Below are 15,997 nucleotides of genomic sequence, written 5' to 3' on the forward strand. Positions count from 1 at the left end.
GTTATAGGCTTGGTTATCGTCGTGGTTATCGTACTTCCGGCCGGCCGACCCGGCGCCTCGCGCAATCTATCAGCGCCGAGGCGCCAAACTTCGGGCCTGCGCTTATATAATCAGTCGTCAGACGACGATATAATAAAAATGCACGATCCCCAGCGATCTTTCAAACAAGGAGCGTTTTCGATGGCTACACCACTAGCATCCGCGGCACCGCCACGACGCGCTCGCAATCTTGCCGAGTTCGTCGTCAACTACGTCACCGAGCAGATCGCGGCCAACCTGCTGAAGCCGGGCGACAAACTCCCCACCGAATCGCAGCTGATGAACACACTCAGCGTGAGCCGCACGGTGATTCGCGAGGCGATCTCGCGCCTGCAGGCAGGCAAGGTCATCGAGACGCGGCACGGCATCGGCAGCTTCGTGCTCGAGCCGCAGCGCGAAAAACTCGGCATCGACATGGTGCCCGCCACCACGCTGCGCGACGTCCTGTCCATTCTGGAGCTACGCATCAGCCTCGAAACCGAATGCGCCGGTCTCGCCGCGCAACGCGCGAAACCGGACGACCTCGCGCGCATGCGCGCCGCGCTGGACGCGATCGAGGCCACGCGCCACAACGGGCTCGACAGCGTGCAGGCCGACCTGCAGTTCCACATCTCGGTCGCACGCGCAACCGGCAACCGCTATTTCGTCGACATCCTGTCGCAAATGGGCAGCGCGTTGATTCCGCGCAACCGGCTCGACTCGGCCGGCATCGCGCGCGCCGATCCTGATGCGTATCTGTCGCTCGTGAACCTCGAGCATGCAAGCATCCTCGAGGCGATCAGCCGGCACGACGCCGAAGGCGCACGCGCCGCGATGCGCATGCATCTGTCGAATAGCCGCGAGCGGCTGCGTCGCGCGAATGAAGCGAGCGAAGCGAACAGCTGATTCTCACGAAGCTCGCGGGCGAAAAAATGGCCGGGAATCTCCCGGCCATTTTTTTATCTTGCGATTGCGTCCGCACTTCCCTTCGATCCGCGCCCGGCCAACCGGCTTGGGCGCGCATCCGTTCAGGACGGCCTCACGCGATTAACCGCGCGTGAGTTCGCCATCGCGACGACGCCACAGTTCCAGCGGATTGCCGTCGGCCAGCGTTTGCGGCAGCAGCTCGGCCGGGAAGTCCTGGTAGCAGACCGGACGCAGGAAGCGGTCGATCGACGTGGTGCCGACCGAGGTCGCGCGGCTATCCGACGTTGCCGGGAACGGGCCGCCGTGGACCATCGCGTGGCACACTTCGACGCCGGTCGGGAAGCCGTTGACCAGAATCCGGCCGGCCTTGCGCTCGAGAATCGGCACGAGCTTCTTCGCAGCCGCCACGTCGGCGCTGTCCATCTGCAGCGTCGCGGTCAGCTGGCCGGCGAAGTGTTCGGCGACCTTCAGCACTTCCTGCTCGTCCTTGCAGCGGATGATCGTCGACACCGGGCCGAACACTTCGTCTTCGAGCGCCGGGTTCGCGAGGAACGTCTGCGCGTCGGTCACGAACAGCGCCGCGCAAGCCTGGGTCGGGCCGGTTGCGGCGACGCCGCGTGCCACGACTTCGACACCCTTCGTTGCCGCCAGCTTGCCTTCGCCGTCTTCATACGCGGCGTGAATGCCCGAGGTCAGCATGGTCTGCGCCGGCTTCGCCGCGAGCGCTTCCGATGCCGTCGCGACGAAGCCCTTCAGCGCGTCGCTGTCGACCGCGATGGCGAGGCCGGGGTTCGTGCAGAACTGGCCCGCGCCGAGCACGAGCGAGTCGACGAAACCGCGCGCGATGCTGTCGCCGCGTGCTGCAAGAGCGTTGGGCAGTAGGAACACCGGGTTGATGCTGCTCATTTCCGCGTACACCGGGATCGGCTCCGGACGTGCCGCCGCGACGCGCATCAGCGAGGTACCGCCCGCGCGCGAACCGGTGAAGCCGACCGCCTTGATGGCCGGGTGCGCAACCAGCGCCTCGCCGACCGAGTTACCCGCGCCGACGATCATCGAGAACACGCCCTCGGGCAGATCCATTTCCTGCGCGACGCGCTGGATCACGCGACCGACCAGCTCCGACGTGCCGAGGTGAGCGCGATGCGCCTTCACGACGACCGGGCAGCCAGCAGCCAGCGCCGCGGCGGTGTCGCCACCCGCCACCGAGAACGCGAGCGGGAAGTTGCTCGCGCCGAACACCGCGACAGGGCCGAGCGCGATCTTCTGCATGCGCAGATCCGAGCGCGGCAGCGGCTTGCGCTCCGGCAGCGGCGAATCGAGCGTAGCGTTGAGCCACTGGCCCGCGCGCACCGTCTGCGCGAATAGCTTCAGCTGGCCGGTGGTGCGGCCGCGCTCGCCTTCCAGACGCGCCTTCTGCAGTCCCGATTCAGCCTGCGCGCGCTCGATCAGCTCGTCGCCGAGCGCGGTGATGCCGTCAGCGATACGGTCCAGGAACTCGGCGCGCACTGCGAGCGGCAGTTGACGGTAGGCGTCGAACGCCTGTTGCGCGAGCGCGCACGCCTGCTCGACGTTCTCGACGGTGCCGCTGCCGAACACCGGCTCGGCAATCTCGGAACCCGTGGCAGGATTGAACGCGCGCAGCGGTTTTTCTTCGCCGCGCACGGCTTTGCGACCGATCAGCATTTCGCCGGTAATAGGCATTTTTGGCTTTCCTTTAATGAACGCTAAAGATATAAGTCATCCTACAACATCGTGGGGGCCTTATGCAACCCGAAACGCTTATCTGGCAGGGGCATACGGGTATACTCGCCCGTTACAACCGGGTCGTGCAGTGCTAATCTGGGCTTGGTCATACGACGACTTATAACTCGCATTTCGCGAGGCTTAGCATTGTCGCAGCTTTTCCCGATCCATCGCCGTTCGAGGAGACACCGCATGCCCGCCGTCACGCCTTACGAATCGTTGCCCAACAGTTTCCGGCGCGCGGTGCGCGAGGGAAAAACCCAGATCGGCTGCTGGGCGTCGCTCGCCAGCCCGATCGCCACTGAATTGCTGGGCACGGTCGGCTTCGACTGGATGCTGCTGGACGCCGAACACGCGCCCAACGACGTGCTCACGCTGATCCCGCAGTTGATGGCGCTCAAGGACAGCGGCAGCGCACCGGTCGTCCGACCACCGGCCAACGACAGCGTCGTGATCAAACGTTTTCTCGACAGCGGCTTCTCGAACTTCCTCGTGCCCTTCGTCGACAGCGCCGACGACGCCGCCCGCGCGGTCGCGTCGACGCGCTATCCGCCGCAGGGCATTCGCGGCGTGTCGGTCGGCCATCGCGGCAACCGCTATGGCACCGTGCCCGACTACTTCGCGATCGCCAACGACAACGTCTGCGTGATCCCGCAGATCGAAAGCCGCAGGGCGGTCGAGAATATCGACAGCATCCTCGCGATGGACGGCATCGACGCGGTCTTCATCGGTCCGTCAGACCTCGCGGCGTCGTATGGCCGCCTCGGCAACGCGAGCCATCCGGACGTGCAGCAGGCGATCGCGCATGTGTTCGCGCGCGCGCAGGCGGCCGGCAAGTCGAGCGGCATTCTCGCGCCGATGCAGGCCGACGCGGAGCGGTATCTGTCGATGGGCGCGCGCGTCGTCGCCGTCTGCGCGGATCTCGGGTTGCTCAAGGGCGCCGCGCAGGCGGCGCAGAAACACTTCATGCAGAAACCGGCGGGCGAGGCTTGAACGCGGCCGCCACGACATCTTCGGAGCATTCCATGCAAAAAGCAGGCTTTATCGGACTCGGCATCATGGGCAAGCCCATGGCCGCCAACCTTCTGAAAAACGGCGTCTCGCTCGCCGCCTTCACGCGTAGCGGCGTGCCCGCCGAGCTCACGCAGGCCGGCGCCGTCGCATGCGACAACGCCGCCGCGGTGTCCGCCAACGCGGACGTGATCTTCATCATGGTGCCTGACACGCCGGACGTCGAACGCGTGCTGTTCGGCGAGAACGGCCTCGCGAGCGCGCTGCGCGCCGGCCAGACCGTCGTCGACATGAGCTCGATCTCGCCGATGGCGACCCGCGATTTCGCGGCGCGCGTGCGCGAAACCGGTGCCGATTATCTCGACGCGCCGGTGTCGGGCGGCGAGGTCGGCGCGAAGGCCGGCTCGCTGACCATCATGGTCGGCGGCGAACAGGCCACGTTCGACAGCGTGAAGCCCCTGTTCGACATGATGGGCAAGAACGTCACGCTGATCGGTGCGGTCGGCGCGGGCCAGGTGTGCAAGGTCGCCAACCAGGTGATCGTCGCGGCGACCATCGAGGCGGTCGGCGAAGCGCGCTGCTGCTCGCGTCGAAGGCGGGTGTCGATGCGGCGCGCGTGCGTGAGGCGCTGATGGGCGGCTTCGCATCGTCGCGCATTCTCGAAGTGCATGGCGAGCGCATGACCAGGCGCACGTTCGATCCGGGCTTCCGCATCGAACTGCACCAGAAGGACCTGAACCTCGCGCTGTCGACCGCGCAGGCGCTCGGCGTGTCGCTGCCGAACACCGCCATCTGCCAGGCGCTGTTCAACGCGTGCGTCGCGCACGGCGGCAAGGCGTGGGACCACTCGGCGATGGTGCGCGCGCTCGAAGTGCTCGCGAATCACGAGATCGGTCAGAAGAGCGCGTGATTTGACGTAGGTTCGAAATAGTTGCGATCGGGTTGTCCGTCGGTCTTCATGTGACTGATGGCCGGCTCGGTCGCACTTTGCATTCTTGAGCATCGTACGTAGTTCGCGCGTGATGCCCTTTCCCTCTTTCGGGCCGTAGAGCCTTTCGCCGCCTAACGCGACGCCTTTATCGTGTTTAGCGATGGACTCCCGGCCCCGTGTCTCCCCGGATCAATCGGACACAAGAATCATCTATCGCCCATTTCCTGTCCCTGTGGTCGACTGCTATTTTGCGGGGTTCTTGTGGGAGACAACGATGACTTCAACACAAAGAGGCTTCTCAGCGAGTAGTTTGTGGCGATGCTCGCGCCACAACATCAGTATCCGGTCGACCGCCTCAAAACCCGCAAATAAAAAAACGGCGCCCACTCGCGGGCGCCGCTTCTTTCACCGGATCGGCCCACCAGAGCCGACCGCATCTCACTTTACTTCGCCGTCACCGCATCCGGCAACGTCCACTTCGGCTCCGGCATCTTGTCCGAACTCCTGGCCATCAGGCAGACCACGGCCGCGGCAATCAGATCGAATACCGCCAGCACGACGAACAGCGGGCTGTAGCCGATCTGCGTAACGAGCACGCCGAACAGTGCAGTGAACGCAGCGGCGCCCAGATAGCCGGCCATGCCGCCCATGCCGGTCGCGGTCGCGACCTCGTGCTTGCCGAACATGTCCGACGTGATCGCGTACAGCGCGCCCGACAGCGTCTGGTGCGCGAAGCCGCCGACGCACAGCAGCGCCACCGCCATGTACGGGCTCTCGACGAGACCGATGCACGCCGGCCCGATCATGAACAGCGCACCGACCACGAACACCATCTTGCGCGACGTGAACAGCGACACCTTCGCGTACTTGTGGAACAGCGGGCTCAGATAACCGCCGAGCACGCAGCCGATGTCGGCGGCGAGGAACGGCATCCACGCGAACATCGCGACTTCCTTCAGGTTCATGTGACGCTCGGTCATCATGTACAACGGAATCCACGCGTTGAAGGTTTGCCAGGCCGGCTCGGACAGAATTCGCGGAATACCGATCGCCCAGAAATCGCGGCTCGCCAGCATCGCGCGCCAGTTGCGCTTCGGCGTGTTGATGTCATCGTGATGCTTCGCTTCCTGGCCGCTCAGAATGTAGTCGCGCTCCGCGTTGGCCAGCAGCTTCTGATTGCGCGGATGCTTGTAGATGATCATCCACAGCACGCTCCATACGATACCCGCCACGCCGACGATCACGAACGCGAGTTGCCAGCGGCCGTGAAACAGTGCCCACACGACGAGCGGCGGCGCAAGCAGCGCGCCAATCGACGAGCCAATGTTGAACCAGCCGATCGCAACCGAACGCTCTTTCGCCGGGAACCACTCGCTGGTCGCCTTCACGCCAGCCGGAATACCGGCCGATTCGGCGAGACCCAGGATACCGCGGAACACCGCGAGGCTGCGCCAGCCCGTCGCCCATGCAGCCGCCGCGCAAGCCACCGACCACACCAGAGCGAACACCGCGAAGCCGGCCTTGGTGCCGATTGTGTCGAGCACGAAACCGGCGACCGGCTGCATGAACGCATAGCAGAGTTGCCACGCCACGACCACGTGCGAATACTGCTCGGTCGTGATGTTGAGCTCCTTCATCATCGTCGGAGCCGCGACCGACAACGTGTTACGCGCCAGGTAGTTGATGATCAGGCCGGCCGCGACCAGCGCGACCATCCACCAGCGAATACCCTTGATCTTCATTGCTGCTACTCCTCGTGATGCATTGCCCGTCAAGCCGAACGGGACTCAAGCCTTGCGCGAATAGTCGATGCCGACGAAGCTACCGCCCTGGTAGCGCTGGCACAGCTCATCGAGCGGATTCGGGCGCGACAGGATGTCTTGCGCGTAGTCCTCGGCGTTCTGCTTCGGCTCGTAGCCGAGACGCGCGGCGCCGCTGTTGTCCCACCAGCTGCGCGTATTGGCCGACACGCCCCAGATGGTCAGGAAGCCGACGTCTTCCGCTTCGATGCAGCGGTCGAGGAAATGCATCAGGTCCTTGTGGCCGAACCAGGTGCTCAGATGGCGCTGCTCGGTCGGACGCTCGAGGCAGCTGCCGATCCGCACGCACACGCTTTCGATGCCGTGCTTGTCCCAGTACATGCGCGCGAGCGCTTCGCCCCACACCTTCGACAGGCCGTAGAAGCCGTCCGGACGCAGTTCGCAGTCGAGGCTCAGATGCTCGGTGACCGGATACATGCCGATCGCGTGGTTCGAGCTCGCGAACACGATGCGCTTCACGCCGTTGCGGCGCGCACCTTCGTAGACTTCGACGAGGCCGCGCAAGTTGTTCTCGATGATCTCGGGCAGCGGACGCTCGACGCTCGTGCCGGCGAAATGGATCAGCACGTCCACGCCGTTCAGCAGACGGTCGACCACCGCCGGATCGCGCAGGTCACCATTCATTACGTCTTCGCCGTCGACGAGCGGCGTCAGTACTTTGGAGCCCGCGGCCGAGCGCAGCGGCACGCCGCGCGCGACGAATTCAGCACGTACCACGGAGCCGAGCTGGCCGCCGGCGCCACTCAGGGCAATCTTCTTCATAGGGGTTCCTTTTACTGCGCCGCGCGCGAGGTCTTCAGAGAACAGACGGAGGATCTGAGCGGCCGGCGAATCGCGCTGTGCGCGTCACATAACACACTCAGGTTGTACGATAACGTACTATCGGCGATGAACAAGCGGATTTCAACTCCGCATTTACCCTTAAGTTACTGCGCGACAGTTTCGCAGCTCTTTAAAAAACAAAGACATAAGGACATCGCATTCGTGCGACATCGTATAACTGAAAGTGGATTTTTGTTCCAGAAGTGGCTTTACCTGACGCCAGCGGGCGCGTGGCGTCCGACGCGAGCGGCGTCCGTATGCCGCCCGCGCCCTCGACAGATCACGTCGTTACGTTCGCTCAGGCGCCGATGAATTCGAGCAGATCGGCATTGACCTTGTCGGCCTCCACCGTGCACATGCCGTGCTGGCCGCCCGGATAAACCTTCAGCGTTGCGTTCTTGACGATCTCCGCGGTGCGTCGGCCGGCTGCGTCGATCGGCACGATCTGGTCGTCGTCGCCGTGCAGCACGAGGGTCGGCACGTCGATCTTCTTCAGATCTTCGGTGTAGTCGACTTCGGAGAACTGCTCGATGCAGTCATATAGCCCCTTGATCGAACCGGCCATGCCCTGGCGCCAGAATGAATCGATCACGCCCTGCGACACCTTCGCGCCCTCCCGGTTGTAGCCGTAGAACGGCACGGCCAGATCCTTGAAGAACTGCGAGCGATCGTCCGCGACGCCCTTGCGGATGCCGTCGAACACGTCGATCGGCAGGCCGAGCGGATTATCGGCGGTCTTCAGCATCAGCGGCGGCACCGCGCCGATCAGCACGGCCTTCGCGACGCGCCCCGTGCCATGCCGGCCGATGTAATGCGCAACTTCGCCACCGCCTGTCGAATGGCCGACCAGCGTCGCGTCCTGCAAATCGAGATGTTCGATCAGCGCGGCGAGATCGTCGGCGTAGGTGTCCATCTCGTTGCCGTCCCACGGCTGCTCCGAGCGGCCGTGACCGCGCCGGTCGTGCGCGATCACGCGGAAGCCCTTGCTGCCGAGAAACAGCATCTGCGCATCCCACGCATCGGCGGTCAGCGGCCAGCCGTGCGAAAACACGACCGGGCGGCCATGGCCCCAGTCCTTGTAGAAAATCGAGGTACCGTCTTTCGTCCTGATCGTGCTCATCTGCTGACTCCTTGTCGATGAAGTCTGCCGTCGCCGGCAGGTGGATGAAGCGGAAGTTTGTCACGAAGCATGCGCGCGACGCATGACAGAACGCCGTGCGAATGCGGCAATGAGTAATGACCTATTGAGAAATTCCGCCGCGAAATAACATCAACACCAAACGAATGGCGAATGGGCAATGCGCAACGAATACTGAAGAGAAAAAGCTGAAACGGGCGAGGCGGCAGCGTGCATCGTAGAAGTAAAAAGATCGCCCGACCAGCACGCCCACAGACGAAGTCGGTTTGGATGGATCGATTGTCGGCTGGCGACAGACACCGCCCGCGACCTTGCGGCGCAAGGCTGCGCGAAACGCATTGCTGCAGCGCGGTCGATTGACGCAGCTCACGCGACGAGGCACACACGGCCACGTTTCGGTCGCCAAAAGAAACTTGATACTCAACAAGGGCTTGCCTCATCGATAAGCGTATTTCGCATAAAACAAGGCGGTTTTTTGACGCACATCGCATCGCAACATCTTTTGTTTCGATCCCCTACTCTTGCGCCATCTGCCCAGCGCAGTGCGCACCGACATCGGTCGACGCGCGTAAGTCCGTTCACGCGGCCATCACGCACAACAGGATCATGAACTCCGCACTATCGGCATTCGATCTCGCGCGCATTCAATTCGCGTTCACCGTTTCTTTTCACATCGTTTTCCCCGCGCTCAGCATCGGTCTCGCCAGTTTCATCGCCGTTCTCGAATGGCGTTGGCTGAAAACCGGCAAGGCCTACTACAAAGATCTTTGTCTGTTCTGGTCGAAGATCTTCGCGGTGGCCTTCGGCATGGGCGTCGTCTCGGGCGTCGTGATGAGCTATCAGTTCGGCACCAACTGGTCGGGCTTCTCGAGTTTCGCCGGGCCGATCACGGGTCCGCTGCTGATGTACGAGGTGATGACCGCATTCTTTCTCGAAGCGGGCTTCCTCGGCATCATGCTGTTCGGCTGGCAGCGCGTGAGTCCGCGGGCGCACTTCGGCGCGACGCTGATGGTCGCGATCGGCACGCTGATCTCGACCTTCTGGATTCTCGCGTCCAATAGCTGGATGCAGACGCCGCAGGGCTTCAAGGTCGTCGACGGTCACGTCGTGCCGCTCGACTGGTTCAAGATCATCTTCAATCCTTCGTTCCCCTACCGGCTCGCGCATATGGCGCTCGCGGCGTTCATCGTGGCGGGGCTGGTGGTCGCGGCGGTCGGCGCGTGGCATCTGCTGCGCGGCCGGCGCGATCCCGCCGTCAAGAAGATGTTCTCGATGGCGCTGTGGCTGCTGTTGATTCTGACGCCGATCCAGGCATTCGTCGGCGATCAGCATGGCCTGAACACGCGCGAATATCAGCCGGCGAAGATCGCAGCAATCGAAGGCTTGTGGAATACCGAAAAGGGCGGTACCGCGCTGAACCTGTTCGGCATCCCCGACATGAAGGCCGAAACCACGCGCTACGCGGTGTCGGTGCCGCACCTCGGCAGCCTGATCCTCACGCATAGCTGGGACGGCGAAATCCGCGGCCTGAAGGAATTCCCGCCGCAGGACCGACCGGATTCGACCGTCGTGTTCTGGAGCTTCCGCATCATGGCCGGCCTCGGCGTGCTGATGATCGCGATGTCGATCGCGGCCTGGGTGCTGCGCCGGCGCGGGCGCCTGTTCGAAGCGAAGTGGTTCCAGCGGCTGTGCGTCGCGATGGGGCCGAGCGGCTTCATCACGCTGCTGGCCGGCTGGGTCACCACCGAAGCGGGCCGTCAACCGTGGGTCGTGTACGGCGTGATGCGCACGTCGCAGGCGGTATCGCCGCTGACCACGCAGCAGGTCGGTCTGTCACTGATGACGTTCGTGGCCGTCTACTTCCTCGTGTTCGGCACCGGCATCTACTACATGCTGAAGCTGATGCGCTCCGGTCCTGCGCTGCCTGGCGGCAAGTCGCACGACATGTCCCTCGGCCTGCCGCAGCCGATGACCGCGCAGACCGCGCGCCGCCCGCTGTCCGCCGCCGATCGGATGATCGACGCCGTCTAACCTACGCTTCGAGAGAAAGAAAAAATGGACGTAACCGTCGTATGGGCCGCGATTATCGCGCTGGGCCTTTTCATCTACGTGGTGCTGGACGGCTTCGACCTCGGCATCGGCATCGTCTTTCCGTTCTTCCCCGACGAAAAGGAACGCGACCTGATGATGAACACGGTCGCGCCAGTATGGGACGGCAACGAAACTTGGCTCGTGCTCGGCGGCGCCGCGCTGTTCGCGGTGTTTCCGGTCGTCTACTCGACCGTGCTGTCGGCGCTCTATCTGCCGCTCGTGTTCATGCTCGTGTGCCTGATCTTTCGCGGCGTGTCGTTCGAGATCCGCGCGAAGTCGCGGCGCACGAAGCATCTGTGGGACCTCGCATTCATCGGCGGCTCGGCCGGCGCGGCGTTCTTCCAGGGCATCGTGCTCGGCGCGTTCCTGCAAGGCATTCCGGTCGCCGATGGCGCCTATGCCGGCGACGCGTTCGGCTGGCTCACGCCGTTCAGCCTGCTGACGGGCCTCGGACTCGTCGCGACCTACGCGCTGCTCGGCTGCTGCTGGCTCGTCGCGAAGACTGAGGGCGATCTGCAGCGAAGGCTGCATCGCGTGGTCTGGCCGCTGACGCTGGTGCTGCTCGGCTTCATCGCGCTCGTGAGCCTGTGGACACCGCTGATGGATGCGGGCATCGCGCAACGCTGGTTCCATGACGGGATCTTCTACCGTCTGCTGCCGGTGCCGTTCCTCGTTGCGATCTGCGCGTTCTTCATGCATCGCGCGGTGCGCGCGCGCCATCACAACACGCCGTTCATGCTCGCGCTGGCGCTCGTGCTGCTCGGCTATCTCGGGCTGCTCGTGAGTCTGTGGCCGTATGCGATTCCGTCGAGCATCACGCTATGGGAAGCCGCCGCGCCACGCACGAGCCAGACGTTCACGCTGGCCGGCGCGGCGGTGATCCTTCCGATCATCGTCGCCTATACGGCGATGGGTTACTGGGTCTTTCGAGGCAAGGTGCGTCATGGCGACCAACATCACTATCACTGAAACGCGGGGTCCCAGTGCGTCGGCTCCCACCGCCACTGCGGCAACGCCCAGCCGCAAATTGCCGGGCTGGCTCTGGTTCATCGCGCTATGGTGCTTCGGCGTGGCCGCGGCGATGTCGCTCGGTTTCGCCTTCAGGCTTCTGATGAATGCGACGCTGTTCGCGGTCAGATAGCGGCGCGCGAACCCGTGTCGATCCGGCGGGCATAACCTTCCGGATCGTGCGCGTCAGCGCTTCAAAAACGGGGCGCGCGGCTCGTCTACGTAGCAAGCCGGAACCTATGCGCGGGAGACCTGCCTTAACATCACGAAGCGCATCGAACGATGCCGGATGCGGCGGTAAGTGCGACACTCCACGCGGCGAGGAACCGAGGCAACGATTCCGGCGACGACCGCGGTGCGTGTCACGAGTACGGCAGTTAGTCACACTGCAACTGCGCAGCCTGCAACTGCGGCATGTGCAACGGCGGCAACCCTCAACGGACAGGCTCGACTCGCGGAGACATCATGAAGTTTCTTGTAGCCGACGACCATGAACTGATCCGGCAAGGCGTCAAAGGCATGCTGCGCGGCTTCGATCCCGACGCCCAGTTCGACGAAGCCGACAGTTGGGAAACCCTTGCGACCGCCGCGCGACCCGACGCGAATCACGATCTGGCGATCGTCGATCTGCATATGCCGGGCATGAGCGGCGCGAGTTCGCTCGAAACGCTGCTGAAGGCGAATCCGGCGCTGCCGGTCGTGGTGCTGTCCGCCGAGGAATCGCCCGACGAGATGCGCGCGGTGCTCGCGGCCGGCGCGCTCGGCTTCGTGCCCAAGCGCCAGCCCGCCAGCGTGATGCTGAAGGCAATCGAGCTGGTGCTGTCCGGCGGTGCCTATGTGCCGATGGAAGCGCTGAGTCTGCTCGGCTCGCGCGAAACGCAGGCGGCCAGCTGCGCGGGCGCCGATGCGGATGGATCGGCACGTGTGCCGGCCCCGAGCGCCGCCGCGCAAGCCGTCCGCGGGCCGGGCCCCGGCACCGTCTCCCAGATCGAACCGGTCACGCAGGTACCGTCGCTGCAGCCGCATCAGCAGCATCTGCTGGAGAACCTGTCGCCACGTCAGCAGGACATCATGCGGCTCGTGCATCGCGGCTGGACCAACAAGATGATCGCGCGCGATCTCGGCGTCGCCGAAGGCACGGTGAAGGTGCATCTATCGGTAATCTTTCGGGCGCTCGGTGTGCATAACCGGTCGACGGCGATCGCCGTAATCAATGGATGGCTGGAGGCCGGGAAGACGTTGTAGCGCTTTGTGTTGCGCCGCAAGCCCAACCCGTCCTTGTTTCCCGCCTCTACGGCTGCGTTTCGCTTTGCGCCCCTGAGCCCGCTTCAGCTTGCGGCGAGCCGGCCGCGGCGGGCGGCGGCGCTGGGTCGTCCGCCGCTCCGCGCCCCAACACCACCGCACCCGCCGGCCGCCCCTGATCGAGCTCCGCCTGCTGCCACAGCATTTCCAGCGTGCGTCGCAAGCGCGCCGGCGTCACCGGCTTGTGCAGCACCGGAATCCCCTGCAACGCGAGCGCCGTCAGCTCCGCCGACGCCATATCGCCGGTGATCAGCAGCGTCACCACATTGCCGTGCCCCTCCCGCGCAAGCACGCCCCGTATCGCGCTCAGCGCCTGCGCGCCGGTGCGGTGATTGGCGAGCTGGTAGTCGCACAGCACCGCGTCGGGCACGAAGCCGTCCGCGAGCGCGGCGAGCGCGCCGGCTTCGTCGCGCGCGCCGCGCACGTCGCAGCCCCAGCGCTCGAGCAGACTCGCGAGGCCTTCGAGTATCGACGGCTCGTCGTCGATGCACAGCACGCGCCGCCCCAGCGCGGCCGGGCCGCCCGCGACCGAATCGTTCAGACTCGCGACGATGCCGCTCGCGTCACCCGCCTGCACCGCAAAGCGGAACACCGAGCCGCGCCCCGGTGCCGAGCGCAGCTGCAACTCGCCGCCGAGCAGGCCGACGAGCCGCCTGACGGTCGGCAGCCCGAGCCCATGCCCCTGACGCGCGTCGCGCTGCGGATTCTCGACCTGGTAAAACTCCTCGAAAATGCGCTCGTGCTCTTGCGGCGCCATGCCGACGCCCGAATCGCGCACCTCGATATAGCCGCCCTTCTGTCGCCCCGCGCGCCGGAAGCCGAGCCAGATCGCGCCTTGCTCCGTATAACGCACCGCGTTCGACAGCAGATTGCTCAACACGCGTTCGAGCAGCACCGGATCGTCGTAGACGACCATCGTCGTAGGCGCGATGCGCAGCGCGAGCCCCTTCGCCGCGGCCTGCGGACGATACTGGCTACCGACCCGGTCGAACAGCTCGGAGAGCCGGAAGTGCAACCGGATCACCTGGGTCACGCCGCTTTCGAGCCGGGCCAGATCGAGCACCTGGTTGAACAGCTGATTGAGCGCCTCGACGTTATAGACGATGTGCCCGGCCGTCTTCGCGTGCTGCGCGGGCGTCGCCGCCGGATCGTTCAGAGATGCCGCGAGCAGGCCGATCGCATGTAGCGGCTGACGCAGATCGTGGCTTGCCGCCGCGAAAAAGCGCGTCTTCGCGAGGCTCGCTTCTTCGGCGACGCGCTTTTGCGCGGCCAGCGATTCCGCGAGGTATTGCTGATCGACACGCGCCTGCACGACCTGGCGAAACAGCTTGCGATAGCTCATCGCGTAGACGTTGATCGCGCAGAAGAAGAACGCGAGCACGATCGCGAGAATCGTGCGATCGAACGTATGCGAGCCGAAGTGCAGCACGATCGACGGCAGCAGCAGAAACGGAATCGACGTCGAAAAATTGAGGAGATCGAACCCATTCGACATGAACACGCCGGCCGCGAGCGTCACCAGCAGTACGGTATGCAATAACGGCAGATCGGTTTGCGGACTCTGGAACGCGAACCACACCGCGAACCCCGGCCCGCTATAGAGGAGCACGCCGCGCAGCGCGTGCAGATAGATCCAGTCGCGCGGCGAGACGAGTTGCGGATAGCGGCGATTGCAAATCCACAGCGCCAGGCCCGCGCAATTGGCGAGCGCATAAAAAACGAAACACGCGATAAACAGCGGCGGCGCCGGCACATGCGGCCAGTAGATCGCCACCAGCACCGCGATCGAAAACCAGTGCGAAAAGAACGCGATCGGATCCTGCGCGTAGAGCACGCGCACGAGGTCTTCGTCGATGGCACGCTGGATCGGGTCGGCCCGCATGGGGCGGTCTCCTCTGTCGATCGGCGTGAGCGCTTTAGCGCTTACGCCGATCCCACGCAGCTTTATCGCGGGGGCATGGCAACTTCGTTGAGACGAAACACTGACGAAGCGGCGGCGCTCCGGCACTTCGTGGCAACCGCGGGTCGAATCGGGCGACCGAACGCGCCGCCCCCGCGGTCTATTCTACGGCGAATGCCCGCTCTTCAGACGAATCGTCAGCAATCCATCAGAAGGTTTACCCGGCAGTTTACCCATCGGCTAACACTTAATCCATATAGGCGAGGGCCTTGCCGCGAACCATACTGCATTCACGTTTCAGCGCGGCATTTCAGCCACCTTCCCTCGACTCGCGGCCCACGCGCCGCGGCTCGCCGCGCTCCCTGCCAACCGACGGAGGTTTTCCATGGGCGCAGTCCCGAGCTACGAGTTCGCCAGCCAACTCGACGACGCGATCCTCCCCCATCTGTGGCGCAGGCGCACCCGGCTCTCAGCGGACGAAATGGTGTCGATGGTCGAACTGGTCAAGCGCGCGTTGCGGACCTACCACCCGCTCGAATTGCAGGCGCTGGGCGAGGACAAGGAAGAACTGGTCGCTCAGTTCATCTACGCGAAGGTGTTGCGCCTCGCGCCCGGCCACACTGAAACGAACGCGCGCGCCGACAGCGCGCCGTCCAACAGCTACGCGGTATGCGCGTATTTCCGCCGCTATCTGATCGACTGCCTGCGCAGCGCGTGCCATCAGCGCAATGTGTCGATGGAGACCGAGGGCGTCGCGCAGGAAATCGATCTGCACGCGCACGCGCTCGAAGACCCGGTGGAAAGCGTGCTGCTGCAGTACGGCCTCGACGAACAGCGCGTGCGGCGAGCGGCGCGCGAGTTCATCGAAGGGCTCGACGAACCCGAGCGGATCGTGCTGGCCGGCAGCCTCGGCTGGTGCTCCGAATGCAAAGGCGGGCTTTCGGCGGTCGCGGCTCAGCATCGGGTGCCCTCTTATCACTATCGCGCCGTCAAACTCGGCGTCACCACGAAAAAGACGGCCGGCGCCGAGGAATTTTCCAACACCAAGCTCGGCCGCTGGCTCACCGACGCGCTCGGCATCGAGATCGACGTCGACAATCGCGCGGCGATTCTGGTTGCGCTGAATCTGCTCGCGGCGGAATCGAGCGATAGCGAATTCAATGAAGTGGCCGCGTAATAGTTCGGATAACCAACAGGCCACATAAGAAGTGCGGTAAGTGCGCATGCCCGTACGGCCGGGTACACCCCGGCAACGGCCGGCCGGTCGTGCCGCCCTGAACGTC

General features: G+C 64.4%; 12 protein-coding genes and 1 pseudogene. 8 read left to right on the forward strand and 5 right to left on the reverse strand.

Features of this window, described 5'->3' with window-relative positions; genetic code table 11:
- The first annotated feature begins 180 nt into the window (after window positions 1-180).
- Window positions 181-924, forward strand: a complete 744-nt coding sequence (locus tag OKW44_RS07050) for a FadR/GntR family transcriptional regulator (protein WP_018420817.1) — start codon at window positions 181-183, stop codon at window positions 922-924.
- 141 nt (window positions 925-1,065) lie between these two features.
- Here the strand turns inward: OKW44_RS07050 and OKW44_RS07055 are convergent, their stop codons facing one another.
- Complete coding sequence (locus OKW44_RS07055; protein WP_018420816.1) at window positions 1,066-2,649, reverse strand: aldehyde dehydrogenase (NADP(+)); 1,584 nt, start codon at window positions 2,647-2,649, stop codon at window positions 1,066-1,068.
- Window positions 2,650-2,883: 234 nt separating this feature from the next.
- On the opposite strand from OKW44_RS07055, the gene garL reads away from it, so the two are divergent.
- Both garL and OKW44_RS07065 read left to right on the forward strand, forming a co-directional pair.
- Window positions 2,884-3,684: a 2-dehydro-3-deoxyglucarate aldolase gene (garL, locus tag OKW44_RS07060; protein WP_018420815.1), complete on the forward strand. Its 801-nt coding sequence runs from the start codon at window positions 2,884-2,886 to the stop codon at window positions 3,682-3,684.
- Window positions 3,685-3,716: 32 nt separating this feature from the next.
- Window positions 3,717-4,612 (forward strand): annotated as a pseudogene (locus tag OKW44_RS07065) (2-hydroxy-3-oxopropionate reductase).
- A gap of 464 nt (window positions 4,613-5,076) precedes the next feature.
- Here the strand turns inward: OKW44_RS07065 and OKW44_RS07070 are convergent.
- From OKW44_RS07070 to OKW44_RS07080, 3 genes are all read right to left on the reverse strand, one after another.
- The gene (locus OKW44_RS07070) at window positions 5,077-6,375 is read right to left on the reverse strand and encodes an MFS transporter (RefSeq protein ID WP_018420813.1); all 1,299 of its coding nucleotides are present in this window, start codon (window positions 6,373-6,375) and stop codon (window positions 5,077-5,079) included.
- A 45-nt stretch (window positions 6,376-6,420) separates the two neighbouring features.
- A complete protein-coding gene (locus tag OKW44_RS07075) occupies window positions 6,421-7,215 on the reverse strand; it encodes an NAD-dependent epimerase/dehydratase family protein (protein WP_018420812.1) in 795 nt (264 codons plus the stop codon).
- A 358-nt stretch (window positions 7,216-7,573) separates the two neighbouring features.
- Window positions 7,574-8,395 carry an alpha/beta fold hydrolase gene (locus tag OKW44_RS07080; protein WP_018420811.1) on the reverse strand — a complete coding sequence of 274 codons (822 nt, stop codon included), beginning with the start codon at window positions 8,393-8,395 and terminating at the stop codon, window positions 7,574-7,576.
- Between the two features lie 624 nt (window positions 8,396-9,019).
- Here OKW44_RS07080 and OKW44_RS07085 point away from each other — a divergent pair.
- The 4 genes from OKW44_RS07085 to OKW44_RS07100 all read left to right on the forward strand — a co-directional run bounded on the left by OKW44_RS07085 (window position 9,020) and on the right by OKW44_RS07100 (window position 12,757).
- Window positions 9,020-10,444, forward strand: coding sequence for a cytochrome ubiquinol oxidase subunit I (locus OKW44_RS07085; RefSeq protein ID WP_018420810.1), 1,425 nt, complete (start codon window positions 9,020-9,022; stop codon window positions 10,442-10,444).
- A 24-nt stretch (window positions 10,445-10,468) separates the two neighbouring features.
- Entirely contained in the window at window positions 10,469-11,473 is a 1,005-nt protein-coding gene (gene cydB, locus OKW44_RS07090; RefSeq protein WP_018420809.1) for a cytochrome d ubiquinol oxidase subunit II, read from the forward strand.
- The gene (locus OKW44_RS07095; RefSeq protein ID WP_026225861.1) at window positions 11,448-11,645 is read left to right on the forward strand and encodes a hypothetical protein; all 198 of its coding nucleotides are present in this window, start codon (window positions 11,448-11,450) and stop codon (window positions 11,643-11,645) included. The genes cydB and OKW44_RS07095 overlap by 26 nt, the downstream gene beginning before the upstream one ends.
- 332 nt (window positions 11,646-11,977) lie before the next feature.
- Window positions 11,978-12,757, forward strand: coding sequence for a response regulator transcription factor (locus OKW44_RS07100; RefSeq protein ID WP_018420807.1), 780 nt, complete (start codon window positions 11,978-11,980; stop codon window positions 12,755-12,757).
- Between the two features lie 46 nt (window positions 12,758-12,803).
- Here the strand turns inward: OKW44_RS07100 and OKW44_RS07105 are convergent, their stop codons facing one another.
- Entirely contained in the window at window positions 12,804-14,696 is a 1,893-nt protein-coding gene (locus OKW44_RS07105) for an ATP-binding response regulator (RefSeq protein WP_018420806.1), read from the reverse strand.
- Between the two features lie 403 nt (window positions 14,697-15,099).
- Here OKW44_RS07105 and OKW44_RS07110 point away from each other — a divergent pair, with 403 nt between their 5' ends.
- Window positions 15,100-15,891, forward strand: coding sequence for a hypothetical protein (locus OKW44_RS07110; RefSeq protein WP_018420805.1), 792 nt, complete (start codon window positions 15,100-15,102; stop codon window positions 15,889-15,891).
- The last annotated feature ends 106 nt before the right edge of the window (window positions 15,892-15,997 follow it).

Origin of the sequence: Paraburkholderia lebeckiae, assembly GCF_050436325.1 — a bacterium.
GTDB classification, from domain to species: Bacteria; Pseudomonadota; Gammaproteobacteria; order Burkholderiales; family Burkholderiaceae; genus Paraburkholderia; species Paraburkholderia tuberum.

Excerpts from the sequence above, each read along its gene's own strand:
- OKW44_RS07105 (WP_018420806.1), bottom strand. The coding sequence starts at position 14,696 with ATGCGGGCCGACCCGATCCAGCGTGCCATCGACGAAGACCTCGTGCGC.
- OKW44_RS07095 (WP_026225861.1), top strand. The coding sequence starts at position 11,448 with ATGGCGACCAACATCACTATCACTGAAACGCGGGGTCCCAGTGCGTCG.
- OKW44_RS07085 (WP_018420810.1), top strand. The coding sequence starts at position 9,020 with ATGAACTCCGCACTATCGGCATTCGATCTCGCGCGCATTCAATTCGCG.
- OKW44_RS07080 (WP_018420811.1), bottom strand. The coding sequence starts at position 8,395 with ATGAGCACGATCAGGACGAAAGACGGTACCTCGATTTTCTACAAGGAC.
- OKW44_RS07100 (WP_018420807.1), top strand. The coding sequence starts at position 11,978 with ATGAAGTTTCTTGTAGCCGACGACCATGAACTGATCCGGCAAGGCGTC.
- garL (WP_018420815.1), top strand. The coding sequence starts at position 2,884 with ATGCCCGCCGTCACGCCTTACGAATCGTTGCCCAACAGTTTCCGGCGC.
- OKW44_RS07070 (WP_018420813.1), bottom strand. The coding sequence starts at position 6,375 with ATGAAGATCAAGGGTATTCGCTGGTGGATGGTCGCGCTGGTCGCGGCC.
- cydB (WP_018420809.1), top strand. The coding sequence starts at position 10,469 with ATGGACGTAACCGTCGTATGGGCCGCGATTATCGCGCTGGGCCTTTTC.
- OKW44_RS07075 (WP_018420812.1), bottom strand. The coding sequence starts at position 7,215 with ATGAAGAAGATTGCCCTGAGTGGCGCCGGCGGCCAGCTCGGCTCCGTG.
- OKW44_RS07110 (WP_018420805.1), top strand. The coding sequence starts at position 15,100 with ATGGGCGCAGTCCCGAGCTACGAGTTCGCCAGCCAACTCGACGACGCG.
- OKW44_RS07055 (WP_018420816.1), bottom strand. The coding sequence starts at position 2,649 with ATGCCTATTACCGGCGAAATGCTGATCGGTCGCAAAGCCGTGCGCGGC.
- OKW44_RS07050 (WP_018420817.1), top strand. The coding sequence starts at position 181 with ATGGCTACACCACTAGCATCCGCGGCACCGCCACGACGCGCTCGCAAT.